At 59.9% G+C, this 15,380-nt stretch carries 17 protein-coding genes; 7 read left to right on the top strand and 10 right to left on the bottom strand.

Going from position 1 to position 15,380, the window contains the following annotated elements; all coding sequences use genetic code 11:
* Positions 1-33 precede the first annotated feature (33 nt).
* Positions 34-807 (bottom strand): ABC transporter substrate-binding protein, encoded by a 774-nt coding sequence (locus tag ACTG27_RS08105; protein WP_005337307.1) that lies wholly within the window; start codon positions 805-807, stop codon positions 34-36.
* Between the two features lie 49 nt (positions 808-856).
* Positions 857-1,627 (bottom strand): ABC transporter ATP-binding protein, encoded by a 771-nt coding sequence (locus tag ACTG27_RS08110; protein ID WP_005337310.1) that lies wholly within the window; start codon positions 1,625-1,627, stop codon positions 857-859.
* A 533-nt stretch (positions 1,628-2,160) separates the two neighbouring features.
* On the opposite strand from ACTG27_RS08110, the gene ACTG27_RS08115 reads away from it, so the two are divergent.
* Positions 2,161-3,063 (top strand): lysine exporter LysO family protein, encoded by a 903-nt coding sequence (locus tag ACTG27_RS08115; protein WP_439980505.1) that lies wholly within the window; start codon positions 2,161-2,163, stop codon positions 3,061-3,063.
* 103 nt (positions 3,064-3,166) lie between these two features.
* On the opposite strand, the gene iadA is transcribed toward ACTG27_RS08115, so the two are convergent.
* Positions 3,167-4,297 (bottom strand): beta-aspartyl-peptidase, encoded by a 1,131-nt coding sequence (gene iadA, locus ACTG27_RS08120; RefSeq protein ID WP_439979472.1) that lies wholly within the window; start codon positions 4,295-4,297, stop codon positions 3,167-3,169.
* 65 nt (positions 4,298-4,362) lie between these two features.
* Complete coding sequence (locus tag ACTG27_RS08125) at positions 4,363-5,145, bottom strand: ABC transporter substrate-binding protein (protein WP_019445361.1); 783 nt, start codon at positions 5,143-5,145, stop codon at positions 4,363-4,365.
* Positions 5,146-5,532: 387 nt separating this feature from the next.
* Between ACTG27_RS08125 and ACTG27_RS08130 the strand changes: the two genes are divergently transcribed.
* Positions 5,533-6,141: an ACP phosphodiesterase gene (locus tag ACTG27_RS08130; RefSeq protein ID WP_429195428.1), complete on the top strand. Its 609-nt coding sequence runs from the start codon at positions 5,533-5,535 to the stop codon at positions 6,139-6,141.
* A gap of 56 nt (positions 6,142-6,197) precedes the next feature.
* On the opposite strand, the gene ACTG27_RS08135 is transcribed toward ACTG27_RS08130, so the two are convergent.
* Together ACTG27_RS08135 and arsC are read right to left on the bottom strand one after the other, a co-directional pair.
* Entirely contained in the window at positions 6,198-6,581 is a 384-nt protein-coding gene (locus tag ACTG27_RS08135) for a DUF2069 domain-containing protein (protein WP_005333836.1), read from the bottom strand.
* Entirely contained in the window at positions 6,578-6,928 is a 351-nt protein-coding gene (gene arsC / locus ACTG27_RS08140) for an arsenate reductase (glutaredoxin) (RefSeq protein ID WP_042657676.1), read from the bottom strand. The genes ACTG27_RS08135 and arsC overlap by 4 nt, the downstream gene beginning before the upstream one ends.
* A gap of 60 nt (positions 6,929-6,988) precedes the next feature.
* Between arsC and ACTG27_RS08145 the strand changes: the two genes are divergently transcribed.
* Complete coding sequence (locus ACTG27_RS08145) at positions 6,989-7,471, top strand: TlpA family protein disulfide reductase (RefSeq protein ID WP_216977476.1); 483 nt, start codon at positions 6,989-6,991, stop codon at positions 7,469-7,471.
* A gap of 90 nt (positions 7,472-7,561) precedes the next feature.
* On the opposite strand, the gene ACTG27_RS08150 is transcribed toward ACTG27_RS08145, so the two are convergent.
* On the bottom strand, positions 7,562-8,995 hold the full coding sequence (locus tag ACTG27_RS08150; protein WP_026034933.1) for a beta-barrel assembly-enhancing protease: 1,434 nt from the start codon (positions 8,993-8,995) through the stop codon (positions 7,562-7,564).
* Positions 8,996-9,136: 141 nt separating this feature from the next.
* On the opposite strand from ACTG27_RS08150, the gene ACTG27_RS08155 reads away from it, so the two are divergent.
* From ACTG27_RS08155 to ACTG27_RS08165, 3 genes are read left to right on the top strand one after another with little or no spacing between them, the layout of a single operon-like run.
* Positions 9,137-9,370, top strand: a complete 234-nt coding sequence (locus ACTG27_RS08155; RefSeq protein ID WP_139405324.1) for a sulfurtransferase TusA family protein — start codon at positions 9,137-9,139, stop codon at positions 9,368-9,370.
* Positions 9,371-9,395: 25 nt separating this feature from the next.
* A complete protein-coding gene (locus ACTG27_RS08160) occupies positions 9,396-10,466 on the top strand; it encodes an AI-2E family transporter (RefSeq protein WP_216977475.1) in 1,071 nt (356 codons plus the stop codon).
* A 35-nt stretch (positions 10,467-10,501) separates the two neighbouring features.
* Positions 10,502-11,308, top strand: a complete 807-nt coding sequence (locus ACTG27_RS08165) for a MipA/OmpV family protein (protein ID WP_439979473.1) — start codon at positions 10,502-10,504, stop codon at positions 11,306-11,308.
* Positions 11,309-11,415: 107 nt separating this feature from the next.
* On the opposite strand, the gene ACTG27_RS08170 is transcribed toward ACTG27_RS08165, so the two are convergent.
* Positions 11,416-12,216, bottom strand: a complete 801-nt coding sequence (locus ACTG27_RS08170; RefSeq protein ID WP_439979474.1) for an alpha/beta fold hydrolase — start codon at positions 12,214-12,216, stop codon at positions 11,416-11,418.
* Between the two features lie 128 nt (positions 12,217-12,344).
* On the opposite strand from ACTG27_RS08170, the gene ppk2 reads away from it, so the two are divergent.
* Complete coding sequence (ppk2, locus tag ACTG27_RS08175) at positions 12,345-13,160, top strand: polyphosphate kinase 2 (protein WP_005361444.1); 816 nt, start codon at positions 12,345-12,347, stop codon at positions 13,158-13,160.
* A gap of 112 nt (positions 13,161-13,272) precedes the next feature.
* Here ppk2 and ACTG27_RS08180 read toward each other — a convergent pair whose 3' ends face one another.
* Both ACTG27_RS08180 and malG read right to left on the bottom strand, forming a co-directional pair.
* Positions 13,273-14,409: an ABC transporter ATP-binding protein gene (locus ACTG27_RS08180; protein WP_005333867.1), complete on the bottom strand. Its 1,137-nt coding sequence runs from the start codon at positions 14,407-14,409 to the stop codon at positions 13,273-13,275.
* A gap of 68 nt (positions 14,410-14,477) precedes the next feature.
* On the bottom strand, positions 14,478-15,368 hold the full coding sequence (gene malG, locus ACTG27_RS08185) for a maltose ABC transporter permease MalG (RefSeq protein WP_005333868.1): 891 nt from the start codon (positions 15,366-15,368) through the stop codon (positions 14,478-14,480).
* Positions 15,369-15,380: the final 12 nt, after the last annotated feature.

Consider the following 15,380-nt stretch of genomic DNA (forward strand, 5'->3'; position numbering starts at 1 on the left):
ACCTGTCGTTACTTGCCGTAGACGTCTTTGGACTTACTCGCCGTATACGTCGAACTCGAAGTACTTGTCGTTGATTTCCTTGTACTTGCCGTTGGCACGCAGCGCCAGAATGGCGGCATTGAATTTCTCTTTCAGATCCTTGTCAGCCTTGCGCACCGCAATACCGGCACCCTCGCCAAACCACTTGGGATCGGTCAGTTTCGGGCCGACGAATTCAAAGGCATCACCGCCCTCTTTCTTCAACAGACCGTCGGTGATGGCGGCAGAGTCGGCCAGCACATAGTCCACACGACCGGATTTCAGATCGAGATAGGCTTCATCGGCCGTACCGTAACGCTTGATGGTGGCGTTGGGGAAGTTGTCGGTAATAAAGGTATCCATGGAGGTTGCACGCTGCACCGCGACGGACTTGCCTTCCATAAAGGCTTTGTCGAGCTGCACATCAGTGCCCTTCTTGGCGGCAAAGCGGGCCGGAATGTGCTGGTACTTCTGGGTGAAGTCCACCTTCTTCTTGCGCTCTTCGGTGATGTCCATGGTGGCGATGATGGCGTCAAACTTGCGTGACAGCAGCGCCGGAATGATGCCGTCCCAGTCCTGCTTGACCAGGGTGCACTTCACTTTCATCTCTTCGCACAGGGCGTTGGCGATGTCGATATCAAAACCTTTCACCTCGCCACTGGGCTCGGTCCAGGAAAAGGGGGGATAGGCACCCTCAACCCCGATCCGGACCTCTTTCCACTCCTTGGCCATCAGGCTACCGGACGCGAGGGCAGTAACTACGGCTGTCGCCAGCATCAGCTTGTTCATGTATCTCTCCTTGATAAAACAGTTGATTGGGTAACCAGGCATCCCGCCATCAGTAGATGGATGAGATGAATTGCTTGAACCGCTCGGATTTGGGATGGGCGAAAATCTCCTTGGGGTTGCCCTCCTCTTCCACCCGCCCCTGATGCAGAAACATCACCTTGTTCGATACATCCCGGGCAAACGACATCTCGTGGGTCACCACCAGCATGGTGCGCCCCTCTTCGGCCAGCTCGCGCATCAAGCCGAGCACCTCCCCCACCAGCTCGGGATCCAGCGCCGAGGTGGGTTCATCGAATAGCATCACCTCGGGCTCTACCGCCAGCGCACGGGCAATGGCGGCCCGCTGCTGCTGACCACCGGAGAGGTGGCCGGGATAGTAGTCACGCCGCTCCCAGAGTCCAACCCGGTTGAGCAGTTGCTCTGCCTTGGCCAGTGCTTCGGCGCGAGGCACCTTGAGCACCTGGATCGGCACTTCGATGATGTTCTGCATGATGGTCATGTGTGACCAGAGATTGAAACTTTGAAACACCATGGCCAGTCGGCTGCGGATCCGCTCCACCTGACGCATATCCTCGGGCAACCGCTCGCCGGCGCGGCTGGTTTTCATCCGGATCAACTCGCCATGGAGCGAGACTGTGCCGGATGAGGGGGTTTCGAGCAGATTGATACAACGAAGAAAGGTCGACTTCCCCGAGCCGGAGGAGCCGATAAGGGAGATCACATCCCCCTTGTGGGCGGTCATGTCGATGCCCTTGAGCACTTCGTGGGTGCCAAAATATTTGTGCAGATCACGTACTTCCAGTGCGGCAACGTCGCTCATCCATTACAACCTTGTCTGTCCCTAGACGCCGCAGGGGGCGTGACTCAACCATCGTCCATTTAACAAAAAGTTAACCGATGGCAACCTTCAGCGAAAATATCACCCGGATAGTGAAAAAACAATACAGAACGAGGGTCTTCAGGGGATTCGCTCTATTTTTATTCGCTCTTTGCGTATTTTTCAGCACTTTGTTTGCATAAACAGCCGTTTCAATGGCTATTCCGATACCGCATTTTTATACCCCAATCATATCAGTGGCAAGAGAAAAGCGTGATGTGTGCCAAACCGGCACCAAAATGGCTTTATGCATCCCCTTGCCGAGCGAATTATCGGCCCCCCGATCGGATCAACTTGATTTCATTGGTGCACTCGGGCTCGCACAGAACCTTATCAAACAGAGAGGTTGTGGCAAAAAAGTAACAATCTGCCCCCAAAAGGGCTGTTTTCGGCCATGAAAGCGATAGATATGTGACACAGAGCCAATAAGTAATGATAAGGTGGTGTTTTTATCAGTTTTTGTGATCGAGGCCTCGATGCTGCTCAATGTGTTGCTGATCCTGTTGCCACTGGCAATCGGCTATCTGGTTCCCCTCTCCTCTGCCCGGCTGATCAAGCTGGTCAACCAGAGTCTGGGCAAGATGGTCTACCTCATTCTGTTTCTGATGGGGCTCGGGCTTGCCTATGTGGAGAACCTGGGCAGCAATCTGGCGGTGATCTTCAAGGTCGCCGGGGTGATGCTCACCGCGATCACGCTCTGCAACCTGCTGGCCCTCTGGTGGCTCGACAAGCGCACACCGCCGACCCATGAGGCGAGCGATGCCAAGATGCCGAGCAAGCTGCACCTGCTGTGGGAATCCCTGCAGCTCTGCTTTGTGGTGCTCGGCGGCGTGCTGCTGGGTCTACTGCTGGATCTGCGCGCCCTGCCCATCGACAAGTGGAGCGAGTGGGCACTGATGCTGCTGCTGTTTCTCATCGGGGTGCAGATGCGCAACTCTGGCATGCGGCTGCGCCAGATCCTGCTCAACCCCTGGGGGATGAAGATAGCCGCCACCGTCATCCTCAGCAGCTGGCTGGGCAGCCTGCTGGCGGCCCAGTTGCTGGGCATGCCCTTTGCCCATGGTCTGGCGATGAGCTCGAGCTTCGGCTGGTATTCGCTCTCCGGCATTCTGGTGGCCGACAAACTGGGGCCGGTGCTCGGCTCTGCTGCCTTTATCAACGATCTTGGGCGCGAGCTTATCGCCATTCTGATCATCCCGGTCCTGATGCGACGCCACCCCTCGGCGGCCATCGGTTACGGCGGCGCCACGGCGCTGGACTTCACCCTGCCGGTTATCCAGAAATCAGGGGGCATTCAGGTGGTGCCGGTGGCCATTGTCTCCGGCTTTATCCTGAGCCTGCTCGGCCCCATCCTGATCCTCGGGTTTCTGGCGATCTAAGCCTTATTCCCACATTGCAGATAAAAAAGCCCGACCTTGTTGTCGGGCTTTTGCTGTTTGGAGCAACCATGCTCTCGCACTGGCTGCGATATTGCCCACAGCCTTATTCGCGCCACTGGCCGCCACTCATCACCCGTTCGATAGCAAACGTCCGGTCGTGCACCAGCAGCAGATCCGCATCCTGCCCAACCCCGATACGCCCCTTGCTGCCAAGCCCCAGCGCCTGCGCCGAATTGCTCGTCACCGCGGCCAATGCCTTCTCCAGCGAGACACCGAGCCGGGTCGCGCGCACGCACTGCTGCCACAGGCTGGCAATCTGGCCGCAGCGCATCTCGATTAGCCGCCCTTCGCCATCAAAGCGCGGCAGGCTGGCGTTGGCATCCGAGCTGAAGGTGATGCGCTCGGCAGGCACATTGGCGGCCAGCAGCTCGACGAGCGCATCGGCGGCAAGCCGCTCGCCATCCTCCAGCAGATCGGGAAAGCTCGAGGTGGTGAGGTCGACCCAACCTCCCGCCTTGCCCCACTCGATGGCCTCGGCAAAGAGCCAGGGGTTGCGGTTGCAGTGAGTGGGATAGAGCTGGCGCAGCGGAATATCGGTCTTATCGCGCAGGGCCCGCAGGGGGGCCAATGCCCCCTTGCCATCCCCGACATGAAAGAAGCTGACCCCGCTCTTGCCCGCAAGTAGCCCGGCCACCCGCGCCTCGCTGGCAAGCCTGGCCAGCTCGTCGTGGGTCGGCGCACTGGATCTGTGGTCACTGATGGCCACCTCCCCCACCCCCAATACCTCGGGGATCAGGATGATGTCCGACTCCACCGTGCCGGTCAGGGTCTTGACCGGCAGATGGTAAGAGCCGGTATACATAAAAGCGCTCACCCCGGCGGCGCGAAACTCGCGCACCTTGCCGAGCACCTGCGCGGGAGTGCGGGTCAGGCTGTCGGTGCCAAGCGCCGCCACCAGGGTAGTGACGCCGGCCCTGAGCGCCTCGCTCGCCGCCAGCTCCGGGGTGCGAAAGGCAAAGCCCCCCTCACCGCCGCCGCCGGTGATATGGGCCAGCGGATCCACCAGTCCGGGCACCAGATAGCGGCCACGACCATCGACCCTGTGCAGCGGCCAGTTTGCGGGCACCGTCAACCCCTTGCCCATCCAGGCGATACGGCCATCGGTCACCAGCAGATCCTGCTGGCCAAGGTGGGTGGGGCTGAAGATCTCGGCTCCCTCGATCAGGGTCAACATGGCGATCCTCCTTGCACGATTGTCGCTTGTCCAATGAAAAGAGAGGGAGCAAGCTCCCTCCCCCGTCAACCACCATATATATCGTACTTGAAGTACTTCTGGTTGATCTGCTGATAGGTGCCATTGGCACGCAGGGCCTTGATCGCCTCGTCCAGCTTGCCCTTGAGCTCCTTATCGCTCTTGCGCACGGCGATCCCCATGCCATCACCAAACCACTGGCGATCGGTCAGGGCGGGCCCCACATAATCGAACTTGTCGCCCCCCTCTTTGCCAAGGAGCCCCTGCTCAATGGCAGAGGCATCGGCCAGCAGGGCCAGCACCCGACCCGCCTTCAGATCGAGATAGGCCTCATCGGCATTGCCGTAACGGACGATGGTGACATTCGAGCCAAAATTGTCGGTCAGGTACTTATCGTGGGTGGTGGCCCGCTGCACCCCGATGCGCTTGCCCGCCATGCCTTCCGGGGTCAGCGTCAGCTCGGTCCCCTTGGCCGCAACAAAGCGATTGGGAATATGGGCATATTTCTCGGTGAAATCGACCTTCTGGCGCCGCTCGTCGGTGATCGACATGGCGGCGATGATGGCATCGTATTTGCGCGACAGCAGGGCCGGGATCATGCCGTCCCAATCCTGCGCCACCAACTCGCACTTGACCGCCATCTGCTGACAAAGGGCGTTGGCGAGATCGATATCAAACCCCTTGATCTCGCCCGACGCATCGGTCCAGGAGAAGGGCGGGTAGGCCCCCTCCACCCCGAAGCGCACGGTTTTCCACTCCTTGGCCATGGCGGGGGTGGCCAGCAGGCTGGCAACAAACAGGGCTGAGAGGGTCAGTCTGATCTTCATCATGTGTACTCCATTACATAAAAAGCGCACAGGCGCGGACAAGGCACCGCAGGCGAATACATGCGATGACCAAAAGCGGCAAAATCTGGATGAGCGAGATCACGCCCAAGCGGGCGTCAGTGAACTGCTCCAGAGGTTCGATCTATTCGTCGAACCACTCGGAGAGATAGAAAGGCTTGAAGTAGAAGGCCAGAAAAAAACCTCTGGCTTTGCGCATCATGGTGGTTTGTCGCGTCCTGTGACAAAGATGGCAATCACCTTAGCACGCCCTAAATTTGCCCGGCAAGAGGCAGCCACAGGGCAGTAGCAAAATCCCGATCATGGTCAAGGCAGGCGGGATCCGTTAGGCTCGAAGCACCTTGCCATCCCATAACAGACCCACAACAACCGATGAATTTTCTGGCCCATCTCCATCTGGCTGCCCACACCCGAAGCTCCCTCACCGGCAATCTGCTCGGCGATTTCGTCAAAGGCACGCTGCCCACGGGGCTTGCCGCCCACTTCGATGAGGGGATCTGGCTACACCGCAAAATTGACGCTTTCACCGACAGCCACCCCGAGCACAAGGCGGCCGTCGCCTGTTTCGAGGCCCCCTGGCGCCGCTTTGGCGGCATAGTGGTTGATATGATCTACGACCACTTGCTGAGCCTGCACTGGGGACTGTTCAGCACCGAGCCCCTGTCCCGCTTCCTGCAACGCAGTTATGAGCAGCTATTGGCGGATCACCCACGCCTGCCGGACGGACTGCCACTCCCCCTCAAACGGATGGCCGAGCAGAACTGGATCGCCTCCTACCGCCACAGGGAGGGGCTGGGGCAAGCGCTAAATGGCATCGGTCGCCGACTGCGCCGCCCGGTACAACTGGGAGAGGCGCTGCTGACCCTCGATGAGTCGCAGTGGCAAACATGCGAGGCGGGATTTCTGCGCTTCTATCCCGCGCTGATGGACTTTAGCCAGCAGCAGCTGGCCCAATATCGGGCAGCCCACGGGGCACAGTGATCCCTCTGGATAACGCTGCTTCCCCATAAAAAACGCCCCTTGCGGGGCATTTGCCATCAGTTGGCTTCGTCTTTCTTTTTGCGAATGCTTAAGCCCAGCTCCCGACCACGCAGTCGGGCGTAATAGATGGTGCCGACAAAGGCGAGAGTGGTGAAGACCAGCTCCACCACCGCCAGCCACCGCTCCCCCTCATCCGTGGTGATCAAGGTAAGGGCGTGCAGGAAATAGGGCATCAACACGAAGTTGCCCCAGGCGTGGGTGTAGGGGTTGCCCTGCACTATCCCCTTGAGAGGGAAGAGCAGCGGGACCGTCCAGATCACCGGCAGCAGCCAAGGGTTGAGGTCCGGATGGGGTGATAGCCACAGATGCCAGAGGATGACCCAGCCCAACAGACCAAAGAAGCCGACCAGAGTCAGCCAACGTGCGAAGCGGGTGCTCACTTGAGGATCTCCAGCACCTGCTCCGGCGGGCGACCAATGCGGGCCTGACCATTCTTGATGACAATGGGGCGCTCGATCAGCTTGGGATGCTGGTGCATGGCGCGAATAAGGGCATCACCGCTGACATCGGCCAATCCCAGCTCCTTGTAGAGATCCTCCTTGGTGCGCATCAGCTGGCGGGGATCGCTAAAACCGAGCAGAGAGAGCAGGTTGCGGATCTCATCTTCGCTCGGGGCCTGCTCCAGATAGAGCACCACATCAGGGGCGATCCCGTGCTGTTCCAGCAGGGCCAGGGTTTCGCGACTCTTGGAGCAGCGCGGATTATGGTAGATTTGGGTCTCGCTCATGGTAACTCCCTGATTAATCGCAAGATGGGACTAGAAACGGCGCTATTGTAGGGGAAAGTGATGGTCAGGGTAAGCGGCAGTGGAAAGGAATTGAAACGAATTTGTTGGCTGATTGTGGCGGGCCTGCTGGGCGCCTGCACACCCGCCCCCGAATTTACCGATGCAACAGGGCAGTCGGTCAGCCTGCGCCACTTTGCCGGCAAGCCGCTGCTGGTCAACTACTTCGCCCCCTGGTGCGCCCCCTGCCTGCGGGAGATGCCGCGCCTCAACGCGCTGGCGGCAGAAGGCCAGATCACAGTGGTGGCCATCAACTACGACCCGACCACGCCAGCAGAGCTGGACAAGCTGGCTGCGCAGTATCACATCAAGGTGCCCCTCCTTATTGCCAATGAAGATGCCAGGCTCCCCTTCCCTCGCCCAAGCGGCCTGCCCACCAGCTATCTGCTCGATAGCGAGGGCAAGCTCAAGCAGACGCTGGTCGGCGAGCTCGACCAGCAGCAGATCGAGATGCTCAAGGCGACCGCCAGCGGCATGAGTCACTAGCCCATCGCTGCTATCACCGTCCCCCACATCAACGCCACCGCCATAAACAACAAGGGCGCACCATAGTGCGCCCTTGTTTGATAGGTTTCGTTAGCCCTTGAGGCTGTCGAGATCCTTCTTGGCCCGCTCCAGCTCGGTGATGCGCGCCTCCAGACGAGCCAGGGTCATCCGATCGCTGGTGGTACCGCGTGCCACGATCAGCTCGTCGATAGCCGCCTGATAATCCCCGCGCAGTGCGAGCATCTCGGCCCGCGCCATATGCAGCTCGGTCATTCTGCCCGCCTTGCGATAGGCATCGGCCAGCAGGTTCCAGGCCAGATTGTTCTCCTCATGGGCACGGGCATAGGGGTCGAGGATGGCGATGGACTTCTTGTAGTTGCCGCTCTCGAGGTAGGCGTTGCCGAGGTTGACTACCACCACTTCGTTATCCGGCATCCGGCTGCGGAACTTCTCGAGGCGCGCGATGGCCTGGGCACTGCGCCCCTTGGCCAGATCGATGTCGGTCTGGGCATCGACGATAAAGAGATCTTCCGGATGACGGGCCGCCAGCTCCTGCATCAGGGTATCAGCCTCGTCGGTACGCTTGAGCTGGATCAGCGCCAGCGCCTTGCCATAGATGGCGGCATCCTTGAGCGGGTAATCCCCCTTCTGGATCCGGCTATCGAAGTAGCTCAGCAGCCCCTGCGGGGTATCGGTACCAAAACGCACCTGAATCCGCACCTTGGCCAGCCAGAAGTCGAGGCTGGGCGGCAAGTCGCGGCGGCCATAGCTGCCTGCTCGGGCGCGGGCCTCGCTGATCCGGGTCTCCGGCAGCGGGTGAGTGAGCAGCATTTCCGGCGGCTTGCTGGCGTAACGGTACTCGGCAGCCAGTTTCTGGAAGAAGTTGGCCATCCCCATGGGGTCGAAACCGGCATCATAAAGAGTCTTCATGCCGATGCGATCCGCTTCATATTCGTTGTCGCGGGTGTAGTTGATGGCCGACTGCATGGAGAGACCCAGCGTAGTCTGCAACGCAGCGATACCGGCAGTCGGGTTGATCACCGCCAGCGCGATGGAGCCCACCAGACCGGCCAGGGTCACCGCCGAGCTGCTCGCCTGCGCCTCCATATAACGGGCGATGTGGCGCTGGGTCACGTGGGTGATTTCGTGGGCCAGTACCGAGGCCAGCTCGCTCTCGCTGTCGGCGTAGAGGAAGAGGCCAGTGTGCACCTTGACTCGCCCGCCGAGGAAGGCGGCCGCGTTGATGCTGGGATCATTGATGAGGAAGAAGGTAAACGGGAAACGCACCCCATCGGCGTTGGTCAGCAATCGCTGACCCAGATCATCAATGTACTGGCTCAGCACCGGATCATCGATGATCGGCAGACCCGCACGGGCAAAGCGCATAAAAGCGTTGCCGTAACGCACTTCCTGCTCGATGGGCAGGGCCGCCACCCCGGCCGTGCCGATGTCGGGAAGCTGATTGTTGGCCTCGGCATGAAACGTGGCGCCCATCAGGGAAGCCAGCAGGGGAAGCGATGCCATCAGGGGGAAAAACGTGCCACGTTATCTCTATCTCCATCAGAAAGGGCCTCGGCAGAATACCCTTGCCCATCAAGGGCTACAAGCGTTGTTTCATGCTCTTATCACGGCCATAATAGCGGCCACCTGCCTGATGGAGCCCCCATGGAAATTCTCGACCTGACCCCCTGGCGTTGCCCCGAGCCGCTGATCCGGCTCAAGCTCTGGTTAAGGAAGGCCCAAAGCGGTCAAACCGTCACCATCCGGCTGGCCGATGCGGGCTCCCGGCAGGATATTCCGGCCTATCTGCACCGTCAGGGCCACCATGTCGAGATGCAGCAACAACCGGACAATACCCTCTCTTTGCAGTTGGTTGTCGGGGCGAAGCAACCATCTTGAGCCCCAGTGATGTAAGGATGCAGTCATGTTAGAAGTATTGAAGCGCTGGTATCAGACCCGTTTTTCCGATCCCGATGCCGTTACCCTGTTCCTGTTGCTGGTGTTTGGCTTTGCGGTGCTATGGCTGTTTGGCGACCTGCTGGCTCCCCTGCTGGTGGCGCTGGTAATGGCCTACCTGCTGGAGTGGCCGGTCGCCCGGCTGCAAAAAGCGGGGCTGTCGCGCACCCTGGCCACCAGCGTCATCCTGATCCTCTTTATTGCGGTGGCTGTGGCCTCCTTGCTGGGTCTTATCCCGACGCTGGTGAGTCAGGGGATCAATCTGGCCAAAGAGGCGCCCGCCATGCTGACCCACGCTCAGGATTATGTGCGCACCCTGCCCGACCGCTACCCCGAGCTCATCGACGTCAGTCTGGTGGAGACCGTCATCGATAATATTCGCCAGCGTATCCTCAGTGGCGGCGAGCATCTGGTGAGCGCCTCCCTCAGCTCGCTGGTCAACGTGGTTGCCATCATGATCTACCTCATTCTGGTACCGCTGATGGTCTTCTTTATGCTCAAAGACAAGCGGGTACTGATGGGCAGCCTGCGCCGCTTCCTGCCGCGCAACCGCACCCTGGTCAACCGGGTGTGGGTCGAGATGAACAACCAGATCATCAACTACATCCGCGGCAAGGTGATCGAGATCCTCATCGTCGGCATCGCCACCTATGTTCCCTTCGCCCTGATGGGACTGCGCTACTCGGTGCTGCTGGCGGTCGCGGTCGGCTTCTCGGTGCTGATCCCTTATATCGGCGCCGCCGTGGTGACGGTTCCGGTAGCCATGGTGGCCCTGTTCCAGTGGGGGCTCACCCCCGAATTCGCCTGGCTGATGGTGGCCTATCTGGTCATTCAGGCCCTCGATGGCAACCTGCTGGTGCCGGTGCTTTTCTCGGAAGCGGTCAACCTCCATCCTGTGGCCATCATCATCGCCGTGCTGGTGTTTGGCGGCTTGTGGGGATTCTGGGGGGTCTTCTTTGCCATTCCCCTCGCCACTCTGGTCAAGGCGGTGATCAATGCCTGGCCAAAACGTGAAGAGATGCCTAGTGCCGCAAAATAACCTGCTTCCCCTGCAATCGTGACAACGGAGTGTCCATGACCTTTTTTCGTCAAATCAGAGCAGCAGGGCTGACGGCCCTGCTCCTCGCTGCCGCCCTGCCCGCCCGCGCCGATATCGACCTTGGTTCCATGGATCTGCTCACCAGCGACAGCCCCACCAGCCCGGTGCCACAAGGCTTTGTCGCCGGAGCGGCGCTCATCGGGGGACAGGCCCGCTATGAGGCGCAGGATAATGCCACCTACGCCATCCCGGGCTTTATCTACTTCGGCAAGCAATTCATGTTTCTCGGCGATCGGGCGCGCTACTACTTCCACAAGGATGATAACGTGGCCCTCTACGGCTATGGTCGGGTCCGTTTTGGTAATCTGGATCCCGAGGACTCGCCCGCTTTCAGTGGTATGGAGCAGCGAAAATGGCAGCTGGAAGGCGGGATCGGTGGCAACATCATCACCCCCTATGCCCTGCTGACCGTGCGGGCCAACAGCGATGTCACCGGCCGCAGCAAGGGGCAGGAGCTGCTGCTGTGGGCCGACTTCCCCATCCTGCGCGACAACCTGCTGATCATGCCGGGGATGGGGCTGATGCTGCGCAGCGACAAGATGGCCAACTACTACTTCGGCGGCATCTCCGAGAGCGAGGCAACCGCACAGCGGCCCGCTTGGGATACCGGTACCACCCTATCCCCAATGGCGGCCCTCATCACCAGCTACCGCTTCAGCCCCAACTGGATTGGCATGTTTGCCATGAACTACGAATGGTATGATCGGGACATCAAAAACAGCCCCATCGTCCAGCACGATGGTGAGCTCTATGCGGGTTTTGCGCTCGGCTATATCTGGTAACGGTGATGCACCGTGAGATAAGAACAAACAAAAGGGAGCCCTCGGCTCCCTTTTTCACGGCCATCATCAGGCTGGTAGTACAGCCTGCTCAAGCTGCCTATTCAGGCTTACAGCTCGGCCAGAAACTCAGCCAGCGCCTGATTGACGAAGGACGGATTTTCCAGCGACGAGATGTGGCCAGCCATCGGGATCTCCCTGAACGGGCAACCCAGCACCTCGGCCATCAGATAGCCCTCCAGCACCGGACGGGCCTTGTCCTCGCAGCCGGTCATCACCAGCGCGGGAGTGGTGATCTCCTCCAGCCACTCGATACGATCTTCGCGGGTCACAAAGCTGCGGCCCACCGCCACCATGGCGGCAATCTTCTCGTTTGGCCAAGCGGCCAGACGCGCCTTGAAATCGGCCAGCAAGTCGGCATCGGGCTGGTTGGCAAAGAAGATAGGCGCCACCTGTTCGATGATGGGCGCCGGCACGGTGCCGAGCTGCTCGATCATCGCCAGCATGCCGAGGTAGCGCTCGCAGGTGATCTGCGGTTCCAAGCCGACAAAACTATCCATCAGCACCAGCCCCTTGAGGCGGTTTGGCACCATGCGCGCCAGCTCAACACCCCACATGCCGCCGATGGAGAGGCCCACCAGTACGAACTCGTCAACCCCGAGGGCATCGAGCAGCGCCAGGTGATCCCGCGCCAGAGTCGCCAAGGTGCAGCCACCTTCGGGGAGCTGGTCGGAATCGCCGTGGCCCCACAGCTCGGGAACGATGCAGCGATAGCTGCCCTTGAGCGCCTCGATTTGCGGCGCCCACATGGCGCTGTCCCACAGATAACTGTGGCCAAACAGCAGTACCGGCCCTTGCCCTTCGTCCAGATAGGCCATCCGACGGCCCGCTATCTCCATAAAATGCTTCATGTTATCTCCTGTTGCCAGCGATGGGCGGGCAGTGTATCACGTCCCCCTTGGCAGGTGACGCCTCCCTAGTGCAAGCTGACAGTGACTCAAAGAAGTCACCCATGAAAGGATGCCAAAAGGAGAAGCCCATGGCGAAGGAGAAGAGCAAGAAGCGGCCGCGTCTGGACAAGAAGTGCTACGAGCACCACCTTGCCCATCTGCAGGAGGAGCTGGTCAAGCTGCAGGAGTGGGTCAAGCAGGAGGGACTGAAGGTGGTGGTGCTGTTCGAGGGACGGGACGCCGCCGGTAAAGGGGGCGTCATCAAGGCGATCACCGAGCCGCTCAACCCCCGGGTCTGCCGGGTCACGGCGCTGCCCGCCCCCTCCGATCGGGAGCGCTCCCAGTGGTACTTTCAGCGTTATGTGGCCCACCTGCCCGCCGCTGGCGAGATGGTGCTGTTTGACCGCTCCTGGTACAACCGGGCCGGAGTCGAGCGGGTGATGGGATTTTGCAGCGACGCCGAGTATCGCGAATTTCTGCGCGCCTGCCCCGAGTTTGAGCGGATGCTGATCCGCTCCGGCATCACCTTGATCAAATACTGGTTCTCGGTCAGTGACGAGGAGCAGGAGAAGCGCTTTAAAGAGCGGATCAACACCCCCATCAAGCGCTGGAAGTTCAGCCCGATGGATTTGCAGTCCCGCTCGCGCTGGGTGGAGTACTCCCGCGCCAAGGATGACATGTTCACCTACACCGACACCGAGGATTGCCCCTGGTTCGTGGTGGAGGCGGACGACAAGCGCCGTGCCCGCCTCAACTGCATCGCCCATCTGCTGAGCAAGGTGCCCTACGAGGCGATCCACTACGAGCCCATCAAACTCCCCCCCATCAAGACCGAAGGGTATGAACGCCCGCCGCTGGCCAGCCAGACCTTTGTGCCCGATATTACCGCCGAACTCGAGGCTTGAACCGGGTTACCTTGCCTATCTGCGTGTTCAAATCGCAGGCAATAAAAAGCCGGTCTGACGACCGGCAAAAAGGCATTGATTATTAAGAAAGGAAAACCGGCACAACAAAAAATCAGGTACGGATATATTTGGCGGTACGGGGGAACGCCTGCTCCTTGGCATCGAACAGGTAGCAGGCTTCGGCCGGGATACCCACGCTGTAGGTCTGACCGGTCGCCACATCAACATCCGAGGTGGCCTTGACGGTAAAGTCGTGACCATCCACATCCATATAAACGAAGGACTCGGCGCCCAGGTGCTCGGCCACCTGCACGATCCCGCTCACCTTGCTGTGCGCATGGGGGTGATCCAGCGGCATCAGGTGCTCGGGGCGAATACCCAGCTCCACCTTGTCACCCACAGCGCCACTGCGGGCATCGACCCGAGCCCGCACGGTATCGCCAGAGGTCAACTTGACCAGGCACTCCTGCTCGCCAATCTCCAGCAACTCGCCCGCCAGGAAGTTCATCTTGGGAGAGCCGATAAAGCCCGCCACGAACTTGTTGTCCGGGTTGTGGTAGAGATCCAGCGGTGAACCGAACTGTTCCAGGTTGGTGGCAGCTTCGGCCTTGAGCGGGCTCAGCACCACAATCTTGTCGGCCAGGGTCATCGCTTCCACCTGATCGTGGGTCACGTAGATGATGGTGGAGTTAAGCTCCTTGTGCAGCTTGGCGATCTCGATCCGCATCTTGACCCGCAGGGCGGCATCCAGGTTGGAGAGCGGTTCGTCAAACAGGAACACCTGCGGCTGCTGCACGATGGAGCGACCGATGGCGACCCGCTGACGCTGACCACCGGAGAGCGCCTTGGGCTTTCTGTCCAGCAGCGGCTCGAGACCCAGGATCTCGGCGGCGCGCATCACCCGCTTGTGGATGTTCTCTTTGTCCATCTTCTTGAGCTTCAGACCAAAGGCCATGTTCTCGTAGATGTTCATGTGCGGATAAAGGGCGTAGGACTGGAACACCATGCCGACGTTGCGCTCTACCGGCGGCACGTCGTTCATGTAGCGACCACCGATGGTCAGCTCACCGCTGGTGATGTCTTCCAGACCCGCGATCATCCGCAGCAGGGTGGATTTACCACAGCCGGACGGGCCGACGAAGACGATGAACTCGCCCTCCTTGATGGAGAGATTGATATTGCGCAGGGTGTCCTTGTGAACAGCCGGATCGTAATTTTTGCGAACGTTGTTGAGTACTACTTCAGCCATGACGAGCTCCGCTCTTGAATCTTTGCAAATCGTGATAGCGGGGGGAGTCAGCTCCCCCGGCCATAAACTTAACCTTTCACACCACCAGCAGTCAGACCGCCAACCAACCAGCGCTGTGCCAGCAGGAAGACCACTGTGATGGGGAAACCGGAGAGCACTGCGGCCGCCGCGAAATCACCCCACAGATAGTTCTGCGGATAGAGGTACTGCTGGGCCCCGACCGCCAGGGTCAGATTGTTCACATCCTGCAGCAGGATGGAGGCCATGGGCACCTCGGTAATGGAACCGATAAAGGCCAGAATAAACACTACCGCCAGGATGGGCACCGACAGGGGCAACAGGATCAGACGGAATGCCTGCCACGGGGTCGCACCGTCGATGGCCGCCGCCTCCTCCAGGGAGGAGTCGATGGTCTCGAAGTAGCCCTTGATGGTCCAGACGTGCAGGGCAATCCCCCCCATGTACGCCAGGATCAGGCCACCGTGGGTGTTGAGACCCAGCCAGGGAATATAGTCACCAATCTTGTTAAAGAGCGCGTAGATGGCTACCAGCGCCAACACCGCCGGGAACATCTGGAAAATCAGCATGCCCTGCAGGATGGTGGACTTGCCACGGAAACGCAGGCGGGCAAAGGCGTAAGCACAAGTGGTGGAGAGCGTCACGATCATCAGGGCTGTGATGCCGGCGATCTTGATGGAGTTCCACAACCAGGTCAGCACCGGGAACGGCGGCGGCGTGATGCTGCCGTCGGCGTTGGTGATGGACATGCCCAGCGCCAGCTTCCAGTGATCCAGCGTCGGATTGGAGGGGATGATCTCCCCTACCGCGAAGTTACCGTTACGGAACGAGATGGCGATAACCATGATCAACGGGAAGATGATCAGCGCCAGGAAGCCCCACATGACCAGGTGGGTTGCCCACACCCGGTATTTGACTGATTTGGGTTGTACGATTGCCATGTTGAAGCCTCC

The organism is Aeromonas sp. 97A, from assembly GCF_051919185.1.
GTDB lineage: Bacteria > Pseudomonadota > Gammaproteobacteria > Enterobacterales > Aeromonadaceae > Aeromonas > Aeromonas veronii.